Annotated in this window: 13 protein-coding genes and 1 tRNA gene; 9 read left to right on the forward strand and 5 right to left on the reverse strand. The window is 41.6% G+C overall.

The features are described from left to right. Positions 1-33: 33 nt before the first annotated feature. From RM544_RS01750 to RM544_RS01765, 4 genes are all read right to left on the reverse strand, one after another. Positions 34-552: a pilus assembly FimT family protein gene (locus tag RM544_RS01750; protein ID WP_311360062.1), complete on the reverse strand. Its 519-nt coding sequence runs from the start codon at positions 550-552 to the stop codon at positions 34-36. Positions 553-641: 89 nt separating this feature from the next. Further along, positions 642-2,537 (reverse strand): putative bifunctional diguanylate cyclase/phosphodiesterase, encoded by a 1,896-nt coding sequence (locus RM544_RS01755; protein WP_311360063.1) that lies wholly within the window; start codon positions 2,535-2,537, stop codon positions 642-644. Between the two features lie 179 nt (positions 2,538-2,716). After that, a tRNA-Met gene (locus RM544_RS01760) sits at positions 2,717-2,793 on the reverse strand. Between the two features lie 169 nt (positions 2,794-2,962). Further along, positions 2,963-3,265 carry a 4a-hydroxytetrahydrobiopterin dehydratase gene (locus RM544_RS01765; RefSeq protein WP_311360064.1) on the reverse strand — a complete coding sequence of 101 codons (303 nt, stop codon included), beginning with the start codon at positions 3,263-3,265 and terminating at the stop codon, positions 2,963-2,965. Between the two features lie 437 nt (positions 3,266-3,702). Here RM544_RS01765 and rimP point away from each other — a divergent pair, with 437 nt between their 5' ends. From rimP to rpsO, 6 genes are all read left to right on the forward strand, one after another. After that, on the forward strand, positions 3,703-4,161 hold the full coding sequence (rimP, locus tag RM544_RS01770; protein WP_311360065.1) for a ribosome maturation factor RimP: 459 nt from the start codon (positions 3,703-3,705) through the stop codon (positions 4,159-4,161). A 51-nt stretch (positions 4,162-4,212) separates the two neighbouring features. Next, positions 4,213-5,706, forward strand: coding sequence for a transcription termination factor NusA (gene nusA, locus RM544_RS01775; RefSeq protein WP_311360066.1), 1,494 nt, complete (start codon positions 4,213-4,215; stop codon positions 5,704-5,706). A gap of 24 nt (positions 5,707-5,730) precedes the next feature. Next, a complete protein-coding gene (gene infB, locus RM544_RS01780; RefSeq protein ID WP_311360067.1) occupies positions 5,731-8,340 on the forward strand; it encodes a translation initiation factor IF-2 in 2,610 nt (869 codons plus the stop codon). Between the two features lie 147 nt (positions 8,341-8,487). Next, positions 8,488-8,886, forward strand: a complete 399-nt coding sequence (gene rbfA, locus RM544_RS01785; protein ID WP_311360068.1) for a 30S ribosome-binding factor RbfA — start codon at positions 8,488-8,490, stop codon at positions 8,884-8,886. Between the two features lie 87 nt (positions 8,887-8,973). Beyond that, a complete protein-coding gene (gene truB, locus RM544_RS01790) occupies positions 8,974-9,948 on the forward strand; it encodes a tRNA pseudouridine(55) synthase TruB (RefSeq protein ID WP_311360069.1) in 975 nt (324 codons plus the stop codon). Positions 9,949-10,061: 113 nt separating this feature from the next. Next, on the forward strand, positions 10,062-10,331 hold the full coding sequence (rpsO, locus tag RM544_RS01795; protein WP_311360070.1) for a 30S ribosomal protein S15: 270 nt from the start codon (positions 10,062-10,064) through the stop codon (positions 10,329-10,331). Between the two features lie 133 nt (positions 10,332-10,464). Here the strand turns inward: rpsO and RM544_RS01800 are convergent, their stop codons facing one another. Then, positions 10,465-11,187 carry a hypothetical protein gene (locus RM544_RS01800; protein ID WP_311360071.1) on the reverse strand — a complete coding sequence of 241 codons (723 nt, stop codon included), beginning with the start codon at positions 11,185-11,187 and terminating at the stop codon, positions 10,465-10,467. A gap of 212 nt (positions 11,188-11,399) precedes the next feature. Here RM544_RS01800 and RM544_RS01805 point away from each other — a divergent pair, with 212 nt between their 5' ends. From RM544_RS01805 to RM544_RS01815, 3 genes are all read left to right on the forward strand, one after another. After that, entirely contained in the window at positions 11,400-13,841 is a 2,442-nt protein-coding gene (locus RM544_RS01805) for a sensor domain-containing protein (protein ID WP_311360072.1), read from the forward strand. Beyond that, positions 13,838-14,038, forward strand: a complete 201-nt coding sequence (locus tag RM544_RS01810) for a hypothetical protein (RefSeq protein WP_311360073.1) — start codon at positions 13,838-13,840, stop codon at positions 14,036-14,038. Before RM544_RS01805 ends, RM544_RS01810 begins: the two co-directional genes overlap by 4 nt. Before the next feature lie 110 nt (positions 14,039-14,148). Then, positions 14,149-14,655, forward strand: a complete 507-nt coding sequence (locus RM544_RS01815) for a prepilin-type N-terminal cleavage/methylation domain-containing protein (protein WP_311360074.1) — start codon at positions 14,149-14,151, stop codon at positions 14,653-14,655. The last annotated feature ends 140 nt before the right edge of the window (positions 14,656-14,795 follow it).

Genomic DNA, 14,795 nt, shown 5'->3' on the forward strand with positions numbered 1-14,795 from the left:
GTTTTTTTTATGAACAAGAAAAGTGTAAACGCATTAGCAATCTTCAGTCACGACAGTTACTGTGCAGTTTGGCGTAGCAAAAGAGTCATAAATGATATAACAACCCTGAGTTAGCGGCACTCCACTTACAGGCACATCATATCCCAATAAAGTGTATTGATTGTCGATTCGGGTGCTAATGTCACTCGTTAACGATTCATTCATAAAGTCTAACAAGCGTAAATCATCTCCAAACTCACCAATACTCTCAGGGCAAAGCGTGTTGAACATAACTTCTGTTGTGCCAAAACCAAAATCAACGATGTAGCCAGACTGTCCTGAGCCAGGGTTATTGGTAACAGGGCGCAGGCCTTGCGCTCTTGCTTTGTTTTGCACAAGAGTGATTGTCGATCTCATCTGTGTTGCTATCCCGTTTAACGCAGCTATTCGAGCATCAGATGAAAAGTAACCAAAACGAGGCAGAGCGATAACCGCCAGTATACCCAATAGTACGATGACAATGATGAGTTCGATTAAAGTAAATCCGTCAACACGTTTAGTTTGCAATTTCACTCGAGTATTTTCCTTATTGTTTATGTCTCATCCATGAGTCGCTTGGACGTTCGCAAATGATGAGGGTCGACAAATTATCAATGTTTTTATTAATGCGGCAAGTATTTATTCAGAAACGTAGGCAAGTCTTTCGCTGGAAGAGGCTTCGACCACAAATATCCTTGTCCCTTTTTGCAAGATAGGGACTGCAGTTTTGCCAGTGTTTCAGCATCCTCGATACCCTCAGCGACAACTTCTAAGCCTAAGTTTTTCGCTAATTCGATAATGGCAGAAACGAGGAGCTCATTATCATGAGATGTACAAATATTGGTCACAAAAGAGCGATCTATTTTTAAGCGGCTCGCTTTAAACTCTCTTAAGTAGGCTAGGTTTGAGTATCCAGTGCCAAAGTCATCAATCGCAATAGTACAACCTTGCATTGTCAACATGTGTAATTGTTTCTGAATTTGTTCTGTTTCATCGATAAGTAATGATTCTGTTAGCTCAAATTCAAGCGCTTCCCCCAGAAGTCCTGACTGAGCTAGCGCTTCTTGTACTATCCTATTTAATTGACCATCTTTAAACTGCATAACAGATAAATTGACGGAGACTCTCAGGTCAGTAAATCCGCTGGCTCGCATCGACGCACAATACCGACAGGCTTCTTCTATGACCCATTTTCCTAAATCATTAATTGCACCACAGGTTTCTGCCAGTGGGATGAACTTATCTGGAGGAATAAAGCTACCATCTGCTTGTGGCCATCTTAGCAATGCCTCCACTGAAATGACTTTTGCGTTAGTCATATCTATGATGGGTTGATAATAAAGTTCAAAATCTTGGTTTTTTACAGCCGGTCTAATTTGCTGTAAGAGGCTAAATTTATCATCACTCGCCTGTTCTAAGCTCTCTTCATAAAAGTGGAAGGTGCTGCGACCATCTTTTTTCGCTCGATACATTGCAATATCGGCTTTTCTACAAAGCTGCTTAAAGTCATCGCCGTGTTCAGGACTTGATGCAATGCCGATTGATGCTGAAAGCACTAATCTGGTTTGCTTGACTTCGAAACCTTTAGTGCACTCGTTGATCACGGTGACAGCGAGTAACTCTAATTCACTCTTGTCCTCATAGGGCGATATGATCAAGAACTCATCACCACCGAACCTCACTAGGTGCTGAGTATTAGCTAACATTTCACGTAGACGCTTGCTCAATTTAACCAGCAGAGTATCGCCAGCTTCATGTCCAAGTGCATCGTTAACTGGCTTAAAGTTATCTAGGTCAATAAAGAGAATGCCTAGGTTAACATTTTTAGATTGGCTTGCTGCGAGTGATTGCTCGAATAAGATCTGCCCATAACTTCTATTTGGCAGACCGGTCAGAGAGTCGTGATGCGCTAAATGTTGTATTTGATTACGGCTCTCTTCCACTTTGTGGTTTTCTGTTTGGAGCCATCGCATCAAGCGTTTTATGTCGTTAACTAAGATGTAAACACTGAAGCCAATGACGATAAAAATAACTAGTATAAATGTGAGGTGAATCCAACTTAAGACAGGAACGTTTGGTGTAATAATCGCTTCCATCGTCATGTAGGTCAATGCTAAACACTGCAATATGATGACGCTTAGCATACTTAAAAAGAGAACTACGCCGCCTAATATCGCTGAGAAAATCAATAGGCCAGGATAGCCTAGAATAGCAAGATCGAATAAACCAGCACCAGTTAATGCGAAAGAAAACAACATTAACGACATGGAGGCGAGTAATACAGACGCTGATGAGAGGGTGAAATTCTTGTACGCTAGACCAAAAGCAAGTACAAGGAATGATAAACCTGCAGCGAAAATCCAAAAAGTGACGCCTCTAGCGACTAAAAGTGAGGCGAGCAAACCCAGAGCTGTTGCAGCACATATCTGCATTAACCTGTGTCTTCGTATCTTCCTTAGTACATCTGTTTCGACAAAGTCCTTCTGCGCTTCTTTGAAAGTGCTATTTTGTTCGGACATTCTTTACCATTGGTGGGTATTGCGACTCAAAGCAGCCTTATGTTTCTACACATAAAGTCCTAAAGTTTTTGTATACAAGTTCTATATCGAACCAGCACGCCCTAAACTGTACCCCTGATTTGCACAGGTGTAAATTTAGATAAAAAAAAAGACTCATCAAATGATGAGTCTTTTTTATGTGGTTGCGGGAGCAGGATTTGAACCTACGACCTTCGGGTTATGAGCCCGACGAGCTACCAGACTGCTCCATCCCGCGATTGTTCTGGTTTGTGACGACTTGGCCGTCTCAAGTGGTGCGTATTATACATAGCAAAAACTGCTTGGCAACCATAGTTTTCAACTTTTAGTAAAAAAACTCATAAGCGTTGAAACTATAAACAAATTGACTGAATTACGTACGAATTAAAACGATTTTGTGCGACCAACTAGGAAAACAATTCCATTTTAGTTGCCAGTTTGAAGTCAAGTTCACTGATCCCACCAACATCATGTGTGGTTAATTCAATCTCTACCTTGTTATAAACATTAAACCATTCAGGGTGGTGGTTTAACTTTTCTGCCCATATCGCTATTTGGCTCATCCAACCGAAGGCGCGAATGAAACTCTTAAACTTAAAGGTTTTGCACAACTTGTCTTCCTTTATCTGCCACTTTTGCCCATCTTCTAACTCTCTATTCAATTCTGTTAGGGCATCGTCTATTTGTTCTATCGAATATTTTTCTGGCATTGGCATCTCCTGTGTAGTGTGTTTGTTGTATTATTTGTTAGTTGATTTAATTGCTTTTATATAGGTTTAGCATGGCTTAAAAAAAATGCGAATGAAAGTGAGTTAATGACTTTGTGACCTATTCCTTGTTCAGATTAGGTTACGAACACTTATATTTGCGTCTGCAGCTCAACAGCGTTATACTTTGCGCAAGTTTTTGGGACGGGCTCCCTGCATAGTGTTCTTAGATTGCCAGCATTTGATGTTGTTGATTGTTCATAAGGCCTAGGCAAAGTAGCGTTCAGGTCAAGCGTCTTGATAGGCTAAGGCTTATCGAGCAGACAGTTGTAGTTATTGTAAGCTCCGCTTGACCGGGGCTTTTTTGTATCTTGAGTTTGGTAAAAAACGCGAGAGAAAGTATGGGCTGTAAGCCCTTTTTTTGTTTTTGGAGTGTAGATTTGTCGCAACTAGAGCGAAAATTGACAGACATGTTAAACGCACCTGTCGAGGCCTTGGGCTTTGAGCTGGTTGGTGTTGAGTTTGTTAGAGCTGGAAAGCATTCTATTTTAAGAGTGTATATCGATCATGAAAATGGCATCGATGTAGATGACTGTGCAGATGTCAGTCATCAAGTAAGTGCTGTATTAGATGTTGAAGATCCGATTTCAACTGAATACAACTTGGAAGTTTCTTCTCCAGGTATGGATAGGCCTTTGTTTAAAGAAGCGCATTATGAATCAGTGGTAGGTGAAACTGTTTCTGTGAAGTTATCTATGCCACAAGATGGAAGACGAAACTTTAAAGGACTTTTACTAAAATGCGAAGATCAAAACATTTTAGTAAAAGTAGATAATGAAGAATTTTCCTTGGCCATTGCTAATATAGAAAAAGGCAATTTGGTCCCGAATTTTGATTAACTATTAGGGAGTGTTTGTTTCTTTATCGAAACATTCTGTGAGGCTTATAAGATGAGTAAAGAAATTTTGTTGGTGGCTGAAGCCGTATCTAATGAAAAGCAAGTGCCAAGAGAAAAGATTTTTGAAGCGTTAGAATTTGCATTAGCGAGCGCCACTAAAAAGAAGAACGAAGGCGAAATTGAAGTTCGAGTTGCTATAGACCGTGAAACAGGTGACTTTGACACCTTCCGTCGCTGGTTAGTGATAGAAGATGATCAAGAACAAGAGAACCCTTATGCAGAAATGACAATTTCTGCTGCGCAAATCGACGAACCAGAAATTCAGTTAGGTGATTTTGTAGAAGAACAGATTGAATCAATCGCGTTTGACCGCATCACGACGCAAACTGCTAAGCAAGTCATTGTTCAAAAAGTCCGTGAAGCGGAACGTGCGCAAATGATTGCGGAATACGAAGATCGCGTTGGTGAACTGGTAACTGGAACGGTTAAGAAAGTTAACCGTGATAACATTATTATTGATTTGGGTAATAATGCTGAAGGTGTTATTTACCGTGACGATATGATCCCTCGCGAAACGTTCCGTCCAGGCGATCGTGTTCGTGGATTGTTGTACGTTATTCGTCCAGAAGCACGCGGTGCACAGTTGTTTATCAGTCGTACTCACCCAGATATGTTGGTGGAGTTGTTTAGACTGGAAGTGCCAGAAATTGCGGAAGAAACCTTAGAAATTAAATCCGCAGCAAGAGATCCAGGCGCTCGCGCCAAGATCGCTGTAAAAACGAACGATAAACGCCTAGATCCTGTTGGTGCATGTGTTGGTATGCGTGGTTCACGCGTCCAAGCTGTTTCAGGTGAGCTTGGTGGTGAGCGTGTCGACATTGTCTTGTGGGACGAAAACCCTGCATCATTCGTCGTTAACGCAATGGCGCCAGCTGAAGTTGCATCTATCGTAGTTGATGAAGATTCAAAAACAATGGATGTAGCCGTTGAAGCTGATAATTTAGCTCAAGCAATCGGTAGAAGCGGTCAGAACGTTCGCCTTGCTAGTCAATTGACTGGTTGGGAACTTAACGTAATGACAGTTGAAGACTTGAATACGAAACACGAAGAAGAAAACGCGAAAGTACTTGGAGTATTTACGTCTGGTCTTGATATAGACGAAGACTTTGCTTCTGTATTAGTCGATGAAGGTTTTACTTCTTTAGAAGAAATAGCTTATGTACCTGTAAGTGAATTACTCGCAATTGACGGTTTAGATGAAGACACAGTTGAAGAGCTGCGTAATCGTGCAAAAGCGTGGTTAACTACCAGAGCGCTGGCGAACGAAGAGTCTTTAGAAGGTTCAGAACCTACTCAAGAGTTATTAGACCTTGAAGGGATGGACAGACACGTTGCATTTGTACTTGCTAGCAGAGGCGTGACCGATTTAGAAGGTCTTGCAGAGCAGGGTACAGATGAGATTAGCGATATTGAAGAACTAGACGAAGAAACCGCAGGAAAGCTTATCATGGCTGCGCGTAATATCGTTTGGTTTAATGAAGAATAGGTCAGCAGGGGGATAGTAAAGAATATGGCAGAAGTATCCATAGAAAAGCTCGCCACAGATATTGGCACAACCGTTGATCGTTTGGTTCAGCAGTTCAAAGATTCTGGCGTAACAAAGGCCGCAGGCGAGATTGTTACAGAAGAAGAGAAAAAGACATTATTAGATCACTTGAGTAAATCTCATGGTGGTACGGGCTCGGAAGCGCCTAAGAAAATGACTTTACAGCGTAAAACAACTAGCACGATCAGCCTAGGTAAATCGAAAGCAGTTAAAGTGGAGGTACGTAAAAAACGTACCTACGTAAAACGCACTGATATTGAAGAAAAGCGATTAGCTGAAGAAGAAGCCGCACGTCTAGCCGCTGAAGCACAAGCGAAACTCGAAGCTGAGAAGCAAGCAGCAGAAGCAGCGAAAGCGGCGGCTGAAGAGAAAGCTAAGCAAGCAGCGGAAGCGCGTAAAGCGCAAGAAGCAGAACGTGCTGCTCGTGCTGAAAAAGCGAAGAAAGAAGCGGAAGAGCGTAAGAAGAACGAACCGACGCTAACAGACGAAGAGAAAAAAGCGCAAGAAGAAGCGCGCTCTGAAGCTGAACGCATTAGAAAGCAACAAGAAGAAGAGATTCAGCGTAAGTTAGAAGAAGATGCTAAAAAAGCGGCTGATGAAGCACGTAAATTAGCTGAAGAAAATGACAAGCGCTGGAAAGAAGAAGAAGAACGTCGTAAGAAGCAAGAAGCTGAAGACGTTCACCTTCACTCGAATCGCTATGCGCAAGAAGCTGAAGATGAAGAAGATATGCAAGTTGAGCGCTCTTCACGTCGTCGTAAAAAGTCGAAAAAGAATGCCGGTGAAGACCTTAAGCACGGTTTTAATAAGCCAGCTCAACCTGTTGAGCGCGTTGTTAAGATTGGCGCGACTATCACTGTAGGTGAACTTGCTAGCCGTATGGCTAAGAAAGGGACTGAAGTTATCAAAACCATGATGAAAATGGGTGAGATGGCGACAATTAACCAAGTTCTAGATCAAGACACTGCAGTGTTGGTCATTGAAGAAATGGGCCAACGCTATGAACTCGTCAATGATAACGCATTAGAAGATGAGTTGATTGCTGAAAGTTCTACAGGTGAGAAGGTAACACGTGCGCCAGTCGTGACTATCATGGGTCACGTTGACCATGGTAAAACGTCACTTCTTGACTATATTCGACGTGCTAAAGTTGCTGACGGCGAAGCCGGCGGTATTACTCAGCACATCGGTGCATATAGCGTTGAAACAGAGAATGGCAGAATTGCATTCTTAGATACTCCTGGACACGCCGCGTTTACCGCTATGCGTGCTCGTGGAGCAACAGCAACTGATATCGTTATCTTGGTTGTTGCAGCAGATGATGGCGTGATGCCACAAACTAAAGAAGCGGTGCAGCACAGTCGTGCAGCAGGCGTTCCTTTGATTGTTGCTGTGAACAAAATGGATAAAGAAGCCGCCGATCCAGATAGAGTGAAGCAAGAGCTTTCGCAGCTTGAAGTTATCTCTGAAGAATGGGGCGGTGAACATCAGTTCGTGAATGTATCTGCCAAAACAGGTATGGGGATTGATGAACTTCTCGAAGCAATTTCACTTCAAGCTGAAGTACTCGACTTTAAAGCAGTGGCAAGTGGCCCAGCTCGCGGCATCGTAATTGAGTCTCGCTTGGACAAAGGACGAGGCCCTGTTGCTTCGGTACTTGTTCAAGAAGGTGAATTGAAAGCGGGTGACATATTACTATGTGGCGAAGAGTACGGACGCGTTCGTGCAATGCGCGACGAACATGGTAAAGAAATTAAAGTTGCCGGTCCTTCTACACCAGTTGAAGTTCTTGGTTTGTCAGGTGTACCGATCGCAGGTGAAGACGCATTGGTGGTGAACGACGAGCGTAAAGCGCGTGAAGTCGCTTCTAAACGTCATACCAAGCAGCGTGAACTGAAGTTAGCGAAGCAGCAGAAAGCGAAGCTAGAAAACATGTTTGCGAACATGGAGTCTGGTGACGTTAGCGAATTGAATGTTGTATTGAAAGCAGATGTTCAAGGTTCGATTGAAGCTATCTCTGAAAGCTTAATTAAGCTGTCTACAGATGAAGTCAAAGTGAACATTGTTGGTAGCGGTGTTGGTGGTATAACAGAAACTGACGCAAGTCTAGCTGCAGCATCTAGTGCAATCGTTGTTGGTTTTAACGTTCGTGCCGATGCAACTGCTCGCCGAATTTTGGAAGCAGAAGAAATCGATCTTCGTTATTACAGCATCATTTATGAACTAATTGATGAAGTGAAACAAGCGATGAGCGGTATGTTAGCACCTGAGTTCAAACAAGAAATCATGGGTCTAGCTGAAGTTCGAGATGTATTTAAATCACCAAAAATTGGTGCAATTGCAGGTTGTATGGTTACCGAAGGTAACATCAAACGTAGCAATCCAATTCGTGTTCTACGCGACAATGTCGTGATTTACGAAGGTGAATTAGAATCATTGCGTCGCTTTAAAGACGATGTTCAAGAAGTTAAGAAAGGTATCGAGTGTGGTATCGGCGTTAAAAACTATAACGATGTTAAAGTTGGCGACCAGATAGAAGTATTCGAAATCGTTGAAGTGAAACGCGAGATCTAATTTTCGTATTCACTGTGAGTGCTTATTCCTAGCAAAGCTTGGAAGATAAACACTAAGTAATAATGACGGGGGCTACGGCCTCCGTTTTTTTCGTTTATGCCTCTCATCTCAAATTGAGCCGTATAAATAGAAAATAGGAGACAACAAATGGCAAGAGAATTTTCACGTACTGACCGTGTAAGTCAGCAAGTGCATAAAGAGATTGCAAGTATTCTACAGAATGAATTTAAACATCGTGAACCCGATGTAGGTATGATCACTATCTCAAGTGTCGAAGTGTCGCGCGATTTAGCGCATGCTAAGATATACGTGACTTTTTATAACAGTGATGAGGAAAAAATCAAAGCTGACCTAGTGCGTTTGCAAGACGCAAAGGGATTCGTCCGTTCTATTCTAGCGAAAAGAATTCGAATGAGAGCTGTGCCAGCTGTTCATTTCTTTCGTGATGAATCGATTACTGAAGGGATTCGAATTTCTACTTTGGTTAATCAAGCCAGAGCAAAAGATGAAGAAAAGTCTAATCAGGGAAAAGACGAAGAAGAGTAACATCGCTTCTTTAAATTTGTTTACCGAGCGTTTCAAGAATAGAAAAAGCATTTTGTAAATGCGTAGTAGTGAGATTTGATTTAAGGCATGGCGAGAAGAAAAAAAGGTAGGGCGATCAACGGCGTTGTATTGGTCGATAAATACACGGGTGAGTCGTCTAATTTCATCCTGCAACAGATAAAACGACTTTATGGTGCAGCAAAAGCCGGTCACACAGGGGCATTGGATCCATTAGCAACAGGCATGTTGCCAATTTGCCTAGGTGAAGCAACAAAGTTTTCGCAGTTTCTATTAGATGCCGATAAAACGTATATAGTGACTGCAAAATTAGGCGAGCGTACGGACACCTCTGATTCAGATGGCGAGATTATAGCTACAAAGCCTGTCAACGTGAGCGAAGCACAGTTGCATGATTTGCTGCCTAAATATCGTGGTGATATTAAGCAAGTTCCGTCTATGTTCTCAGCTTTAAAATACCAAGGTAAGCCTTTGTATTATTATGCACGACAAGGCATGGAAGTGCCGAGAGAAGCACGAGATATTCACATCTTTAGTTTAGAAGTATTGCGCTTTGAAAACAATGAAGTGGACATGCAAGTACACTGTTCCAAAGGAACTTATATCCGCTCATTGGTTGATGATATTGGTCAAGACCTCGGCTGCGGTGCACACGTCACTATGCTAAGACGAACTTCTGTGGCGAACTACCCAGTTGACCAAATGATACCGGTCACAGAGTTACAATCTCTATCAGAAAGCTTAGACATAGATCGCGAGTTCAGAAACTTCGATAAATTAGATGCTTTGCTACTACCTATGGATACTGCAGTTTTGAGCCTAGATGAAGTCAGAGTAGATGATAAATCAATAGATGACTTTCTGCACGGTCAACCCATTGTGCTTGATGGCGCATCAGCGAATGACGAGTTAATTCGTGTTTATCGACGTTCTGATGAGCTGTTTTTTGGTATAGGTAGCGTGGTTCGTCAAGACGAAAAGACAATAGAAATCTGGCCAAAACGCTCAGTCGTTTATCGAGAAGACTATTTTGGTGAGAAATAAGCTAAAATACTTGTGAAAACGTGCGCGCTGAGTATAATACGCGCTCTCTTTGGCATGACTGAATTAGTGATCGGCATGCTGTTGTTTAACACTACACTCTTTTGGAGATAAATATGTCACTAAGTACTGCAGAAATTGCAAACATCGTAGCTGAATTTGGCGTTAAAGAAGGTGATACGGGTTCACCTGAAGTACAAGTTGCATTGTTAACAAACAATATCAACAAGCTTCAAGGCCACTTTAAAGATCATAAGAAAGACCACCACTCACGTCGCGGTCTTTTGCGTATGGTAAGCCAACGTAGAAAATTGCTTGATTACTTAAAAGGCAAAAATGTTGAGCGCTATCAAGATCTTATTAAGCGTTTAGGCCTACGTCGCTAATTCGTTATAACGAATTAAGGCAAAGCCAAAAAAAAGCACCGAAAGGTGCTTTTTTTGTATCTGACGTATTTGTGTTAAGTAAGTATTAAACCAATAGATGTGCTAGACGAAGTGATTCGCCTAGCGAATACGACTAAACTGTTTTCTTTGCGATTTCTTGTAGCAATGCTTCTAAGTCAGATATTTTATCTAGTAAAGACGCGTTGCGTGCTTCTAGCAACTTGACCTTGTCATTCAGACTCTTTAGCTGGCTGCTTTGTGCTGACACTTTTTCACCTGCTTGCTCCGCATTTACATTTGCACTCAATATATCATTTGCTTGAGCAGAGATTTTTTCATTCAAACCATTAATACGGTTCATGACTTGTTGCACGTTTGTGCTAGCGCTAGCTAACTCACCTTCAAGTTTTTGAATACCATTATTCGTATTGGCTTTCGTTGTATTCAGTTCGCCGCGTAGATTTTTAATTTCATCTTGGTTACGTCGCCATGCAGACGCCCAAAGTTTATCCATTTGTTCCCAAAGCTCTTCAGTTTTTTCTGCAAGCTCAGTGACTTTCACTTGTAGTGCCACAGTAGAGTTGCCCATTTCTTCACCAGTGGCGGACAATCTTTGTTCAAGTGACTGTAGACGACTATCTGTTCTTGCCGCTTCTGTATTTGCTTTTTGTAATTCGCTGTAAAGATAACCACATCCTGCGCAAGCGGCAATAGCGACGACCAGTACAATACTTGTGAAGACATTTGAGCCACCCGTTGCCGAATCACTCTCAATAGGAGCAGGGCGCTTACCACTTGGGCGACGCTCATCCACATCTATATTGATAGGGGCAAAATCTTTATCATTCTGAGACATACAATGAAATTCTTATTAGTTAATCGACATAGCCAATGGTAAAGGAAAAAGCACAAAGAATCATGTGTAATTTACCAAACAAACCATACTTTTACTGGGGCTTCAAGCAAAATAAGGTATATGAATTCGTTCGTGGTCTCGCCAGTTTGGTATAGACACATATACATTAATCACCTATATTGGACAATGAACTAGTAATACAAGCGATTTATATGAAGCTAACCAGTAAAATATCCTTCTCTTTGGGGATCCGCTCCCTCATTTTGGTATTGTTACTAGGCTTCGTAATGTCTTTCCTCCAAACATATGTCGACTTTAAAACACGCTCTGAGGGTGTAAATGCATCGATGGAAAATATCGTTGAGGCAGCTAGAGATTCAGCGACAAACGCTGTTTGGAAGATTGACTCTGATTTAGCCGCTTTGGTAATCAAAGGTCTAACTTATTTCGACTACTTCTCATATGTTGTGATCGAAGATGAAAGCGGCAGTACGCTAGCAGAGGCAAGGAACAACTCTACACAAACATCAAACCCTGTACTTAGCTTTTTTCTCGTTCCAAATTATACCGAATCTACTGTTCTGCTGACTTACGATGAATTTATTCCGGGTGCGCCAGTAGACAACGGCGCAACTTATGGGCGTATGACGGTAAGAGTTAATAATCACATTGCTTTAAATGACGTATATAACCGCGCAATTCGTACCTTTGGTATCTCTTTGGCTGGCTATGTCATTATTTCATGTGCATTAGTTTTATTATTTCATTTCTCATTGGCGGCACCTTTAACAAGACTTGCTAGCCGGTTTGAACGTGTTAACACTTCTTCAATTACCGAACAATCCATTAGCAATCTTAAAGGTCACGAAACGGATGAGTTTAGTAAAATTATAGACTCCGCAAACGATCTCTTAGGTCGTATTGCCACCGGACAAATATTACTTACTCAACGAAGTCAGCGCTTTCGTTTAATATTAGATACGGCACCGGCAATGATCTTCTCCTTAAGTGGTGACGGTAAGTTTGTTTTCGCAAACAAAGCAACAGCGTCGTTCTACGGCTACTCTATCTTTGACTTAAAAGGAAAGCCTGCATCAGACGTTATTGGCCCGATTGATCCCAGTTTAATGAAAGCTTTAGATGAATTTCTAGCCGACAACAACCGCAAGCTGAATACAATTGTCGATGTGTATGATTCACATAAACTCAAATGCGTTATGGAGATGTCTTTCGTAAAATTCCACACCTATGATGGTCAAAGTATCTTGGTTGTGGGTAATGACGTAACGAAGCGCGTTGAAGCGGAAGAAAAAATTGAAAATTTGGCTTATAACGATGCGTTAACCAATTTGCCGAATAGAAATAAAGTCTACGAAATATTGAACTCTCAAGACGGTACTAACACAAGTTCACAATATCACGTTGCGATTTTAGCCGATTTGGATCAGTTTAAGCGCATTAACGACACCTTGAGCCACAGTGTTGGCGATCAGCTAATTGTGAAGCTGTCTGAACGCTTACGCGCCGATTTTAAAGATATTGGTTTTATCGCAAGGCTCGGTGCAGATGAGTTCCTCTGCCATAGTGAACAGCTATCGAATAACCGTAGTATCGCAAACAAAACGGCTATTGAATTGGCTGAAAAGCTTCGCCTATGTATCAATCGAGAAATTGATATAGGCTTGCATCGTTATAATTTGTCGGCAAGCTTAGGTGTTGTGGTATTTAAACCCGGTTTTGAAACGGCTGATGAAATTCTTCAATATGCAGATACTGCCATGTATGAATCGAAGAAAAATGGACGAAATTGTACCACGTTATTCCAGGATAAAATGGCAACCGAAGCAGCAGAACTACTGCGCTTGGAGCGAGATATATCATCTGCAATGTTCCAAGATGAATTCTTCTTTGTTTTGCAACCCATTGTTTCCTCTCAAACAAAAAAACTGGTAACTGCTGAAGCACTAATCCGGTGGAAACGGGGAGATATTATTGTCCCTCCTGACCAGTTTATTCCTTTCTTAGAAGAGAGCTCATTAATTATTGATGTTGGTGAAAGGATGTTGAACAAGGTATGTGCCTTGCTGTCGGATTTAAAACATCGTGGTGTACTGCCCGACGGTTTTAAAATAGCAGTTAACATTAGTGGTAAACAATTAGCGGAAAAAACCTTCATTACTAAGGTAACCGAAGTTTTAAGGAAGCATCAAATAGCAGGGCATTATTTAGAGTTTGAAATAACTGAAAGTGTCGCATTAGATAACTTGAAAAACACGATATACAAAATTAATGACTTGAAAAAAATTGGCATTAGCTTTTCACTCGATGATTTTGGTACGGGTTATAGTTCCTTGAGTCATTTGAAAGATTTACCTGTTGATAAGTTGAAGATCGACCGCTCGTTCGTTAACGATATCACGATAGACAAACAAGATGAGAACCTAGTGCGTTCTATTATCCAGTTATCGACAAACTTAGGCTTAATAACCGTTGCTGAGGGTGTTGAAACCGAACAGCAAGTTAATTGGTTGGAAGCCAATGGGAGTGAGTTATTGCAAGGCTACTACTTTAGCCGACCGATCGACGCGCCAGAATTTGTGAAAACATATTTTAATCCACCTCCTGTTTTGAAAGACGTATCGAAAAAACGATGATTAACAAAGCCGGTAATAAGCTCATATTACTTTTAGGCCTTTTGATTTCAAGCGTCAGCGTGTCTGCTCAACAATATGATACAGGTGTGTGTATCATAAAGTATCCCAGTCGCCAATCTGATAAAGACACTCGTAATAACTATCCAGTAGAGCTCTTAACTGACTACAGAGTTAAAAACAGTGAGACACCTGAGTAAAGCTAGGTAAGAAACTGCACACACCTGTATATCAATTCATAAGTGATTATTTTTCTTTTTTGATACCATTTTCCTAACCTCAAAATCATCTCAAGGCGAGTTGTCAGTCTATGAAAAAGCAGCAGGGCTTTACACTAATAGAGCTTATCATCGTGATTGTATTGTTAAGCATACTTTCTGTTGTAGCGATCCCGAAATTTTTATCCTTTCAGGATGACGCAAATGCCGCGGTCGTTAATGGCACAGGAGCGGCTTTCAGAGCAAGTGTTGAACTTGCTAACTATAAATGGCGAGCCAGCGGAAACAATGGCCAGGTAAATGATTTGGATGTTTACGGCAGTGGCAATAATTTAATAGACATTAATGCAAACGGTTGGCCTGCGCAATCTACATCAACGGCAGAGGCAAGCATTGCACTTAATGGCACTGATGATTGTATTTCAGTTTGGAGTGCACTATTGAACGATGGTAGCCCTGGAGTAGCAACTGATGCAAGCCAAGATTATCAAGTCGCTTATGCTTCAAACGCTTGCACTTATTTTTTGGTTGCCTCACCCGACTACAGTATCACCTATAATTCTTTGACAGGCCTTGTAACTATCGACGATACTATTTAGGCTTAGTTGAGCAGCGATAAATCATCCTACGTGCATTCTTGCTTGGCACCGAAAACACTCAGCGTACCGACACGCCAAAGTACACATATTTCACGCTCGGATAAAAGTGGCGAGCTTAAGAAAATGAATGAGCGCTACTT

This window comes from Brumicola blandensis (genome assembly GCF_031846165.1).
Lineage (GTDB): Bacteria > Pseudomonadota > Gammaproteobacteria > Enterobacterales > Alteromonadaceae > Glaciecola > Glaciecola blandensis.

What these genes read in the sequence shown, in the direction of transcription:
- RM544_RS01810 (WP_311360073.1), top strand. Translation starts at nt 13,838, where the DNA reads ATGATTAACAAAGCCGGTAATAAGCTCATATTACTTTTAGGCCTTTTG.
- RM544_RS01815 (WP_311360074.1), top strand. Translation starts at nt 14,149, where the DNA reads ATGAAAAAGCAGCAGGGCTTTACACTAATAGAGCTTATCATCGTGATT.
- truB (WP_311360069.1), top strand. Translation starts at nt 8,974, where the DNA reads ATGGCGAGAAGAAAAAAAGGTAGGGCGATCAACGGCGTTGTATTGGTC.
- RM544_RS01805 (WP_311360072.1), top strand. Translation starts at nt 11,400, where the DNA reads ATGAAGCTAACCAGTAAAATATCCTTCTCTTTGGGGATCCGCTCCCTC.
- nusA (WP_311360066.1), top strand. Translation starts at nt 4,213, where the DNA reads ATGAGTAAAGAAATTTTGTTGGTGGCTGAAGCCGTATCTAATGAAAAG.
- RM544_RS01755 (WP_311360063.1), bottom strand. Translation starts at nt 2,537, where the DNA reads ATGTCCGAACAAAATAGCACTTTCAAAGAAGCGCAGAAGGACTTTGTC.
- rbfA (WP_311360068.1), top strand. Translation starts at nt 8,488, where the DNA reads ATGGCAAGAGAATTTTCACGTACTGACCGTGTAAGTCAGCAAGTGCAT.
- rpsO (WP_311360070.1), top strand. Translation starts at nt 10,062, where the DNA reads ATGTCACTAAGTACTGCAGAAATTGCAAACATCGTAGCTGAATTTGGC.
- infB (WP_311360067.1), top strand. Translation starts at nt 5,731, where the DNA reads ATGGCAGAAGTATCCATAGAAAAGCTCGCCACAGATATTGGCACAACC.
- RM544_RS01765 (WP_311360064.1), bottom strand. Translation starts at nt 3,265, where the DNA reads ATGCCAGAAAAATATTCGATAGAACAAATAGACGATGCCCTAACAGAA.
- RM544_RS01800 (WP_311360071.1), bottom strand. Translation starts at nt 11,187, where the DNA reads ATGTCTCAGAATGATAAAGATTTTGCCCCTATCAATATAGATGTGGAT.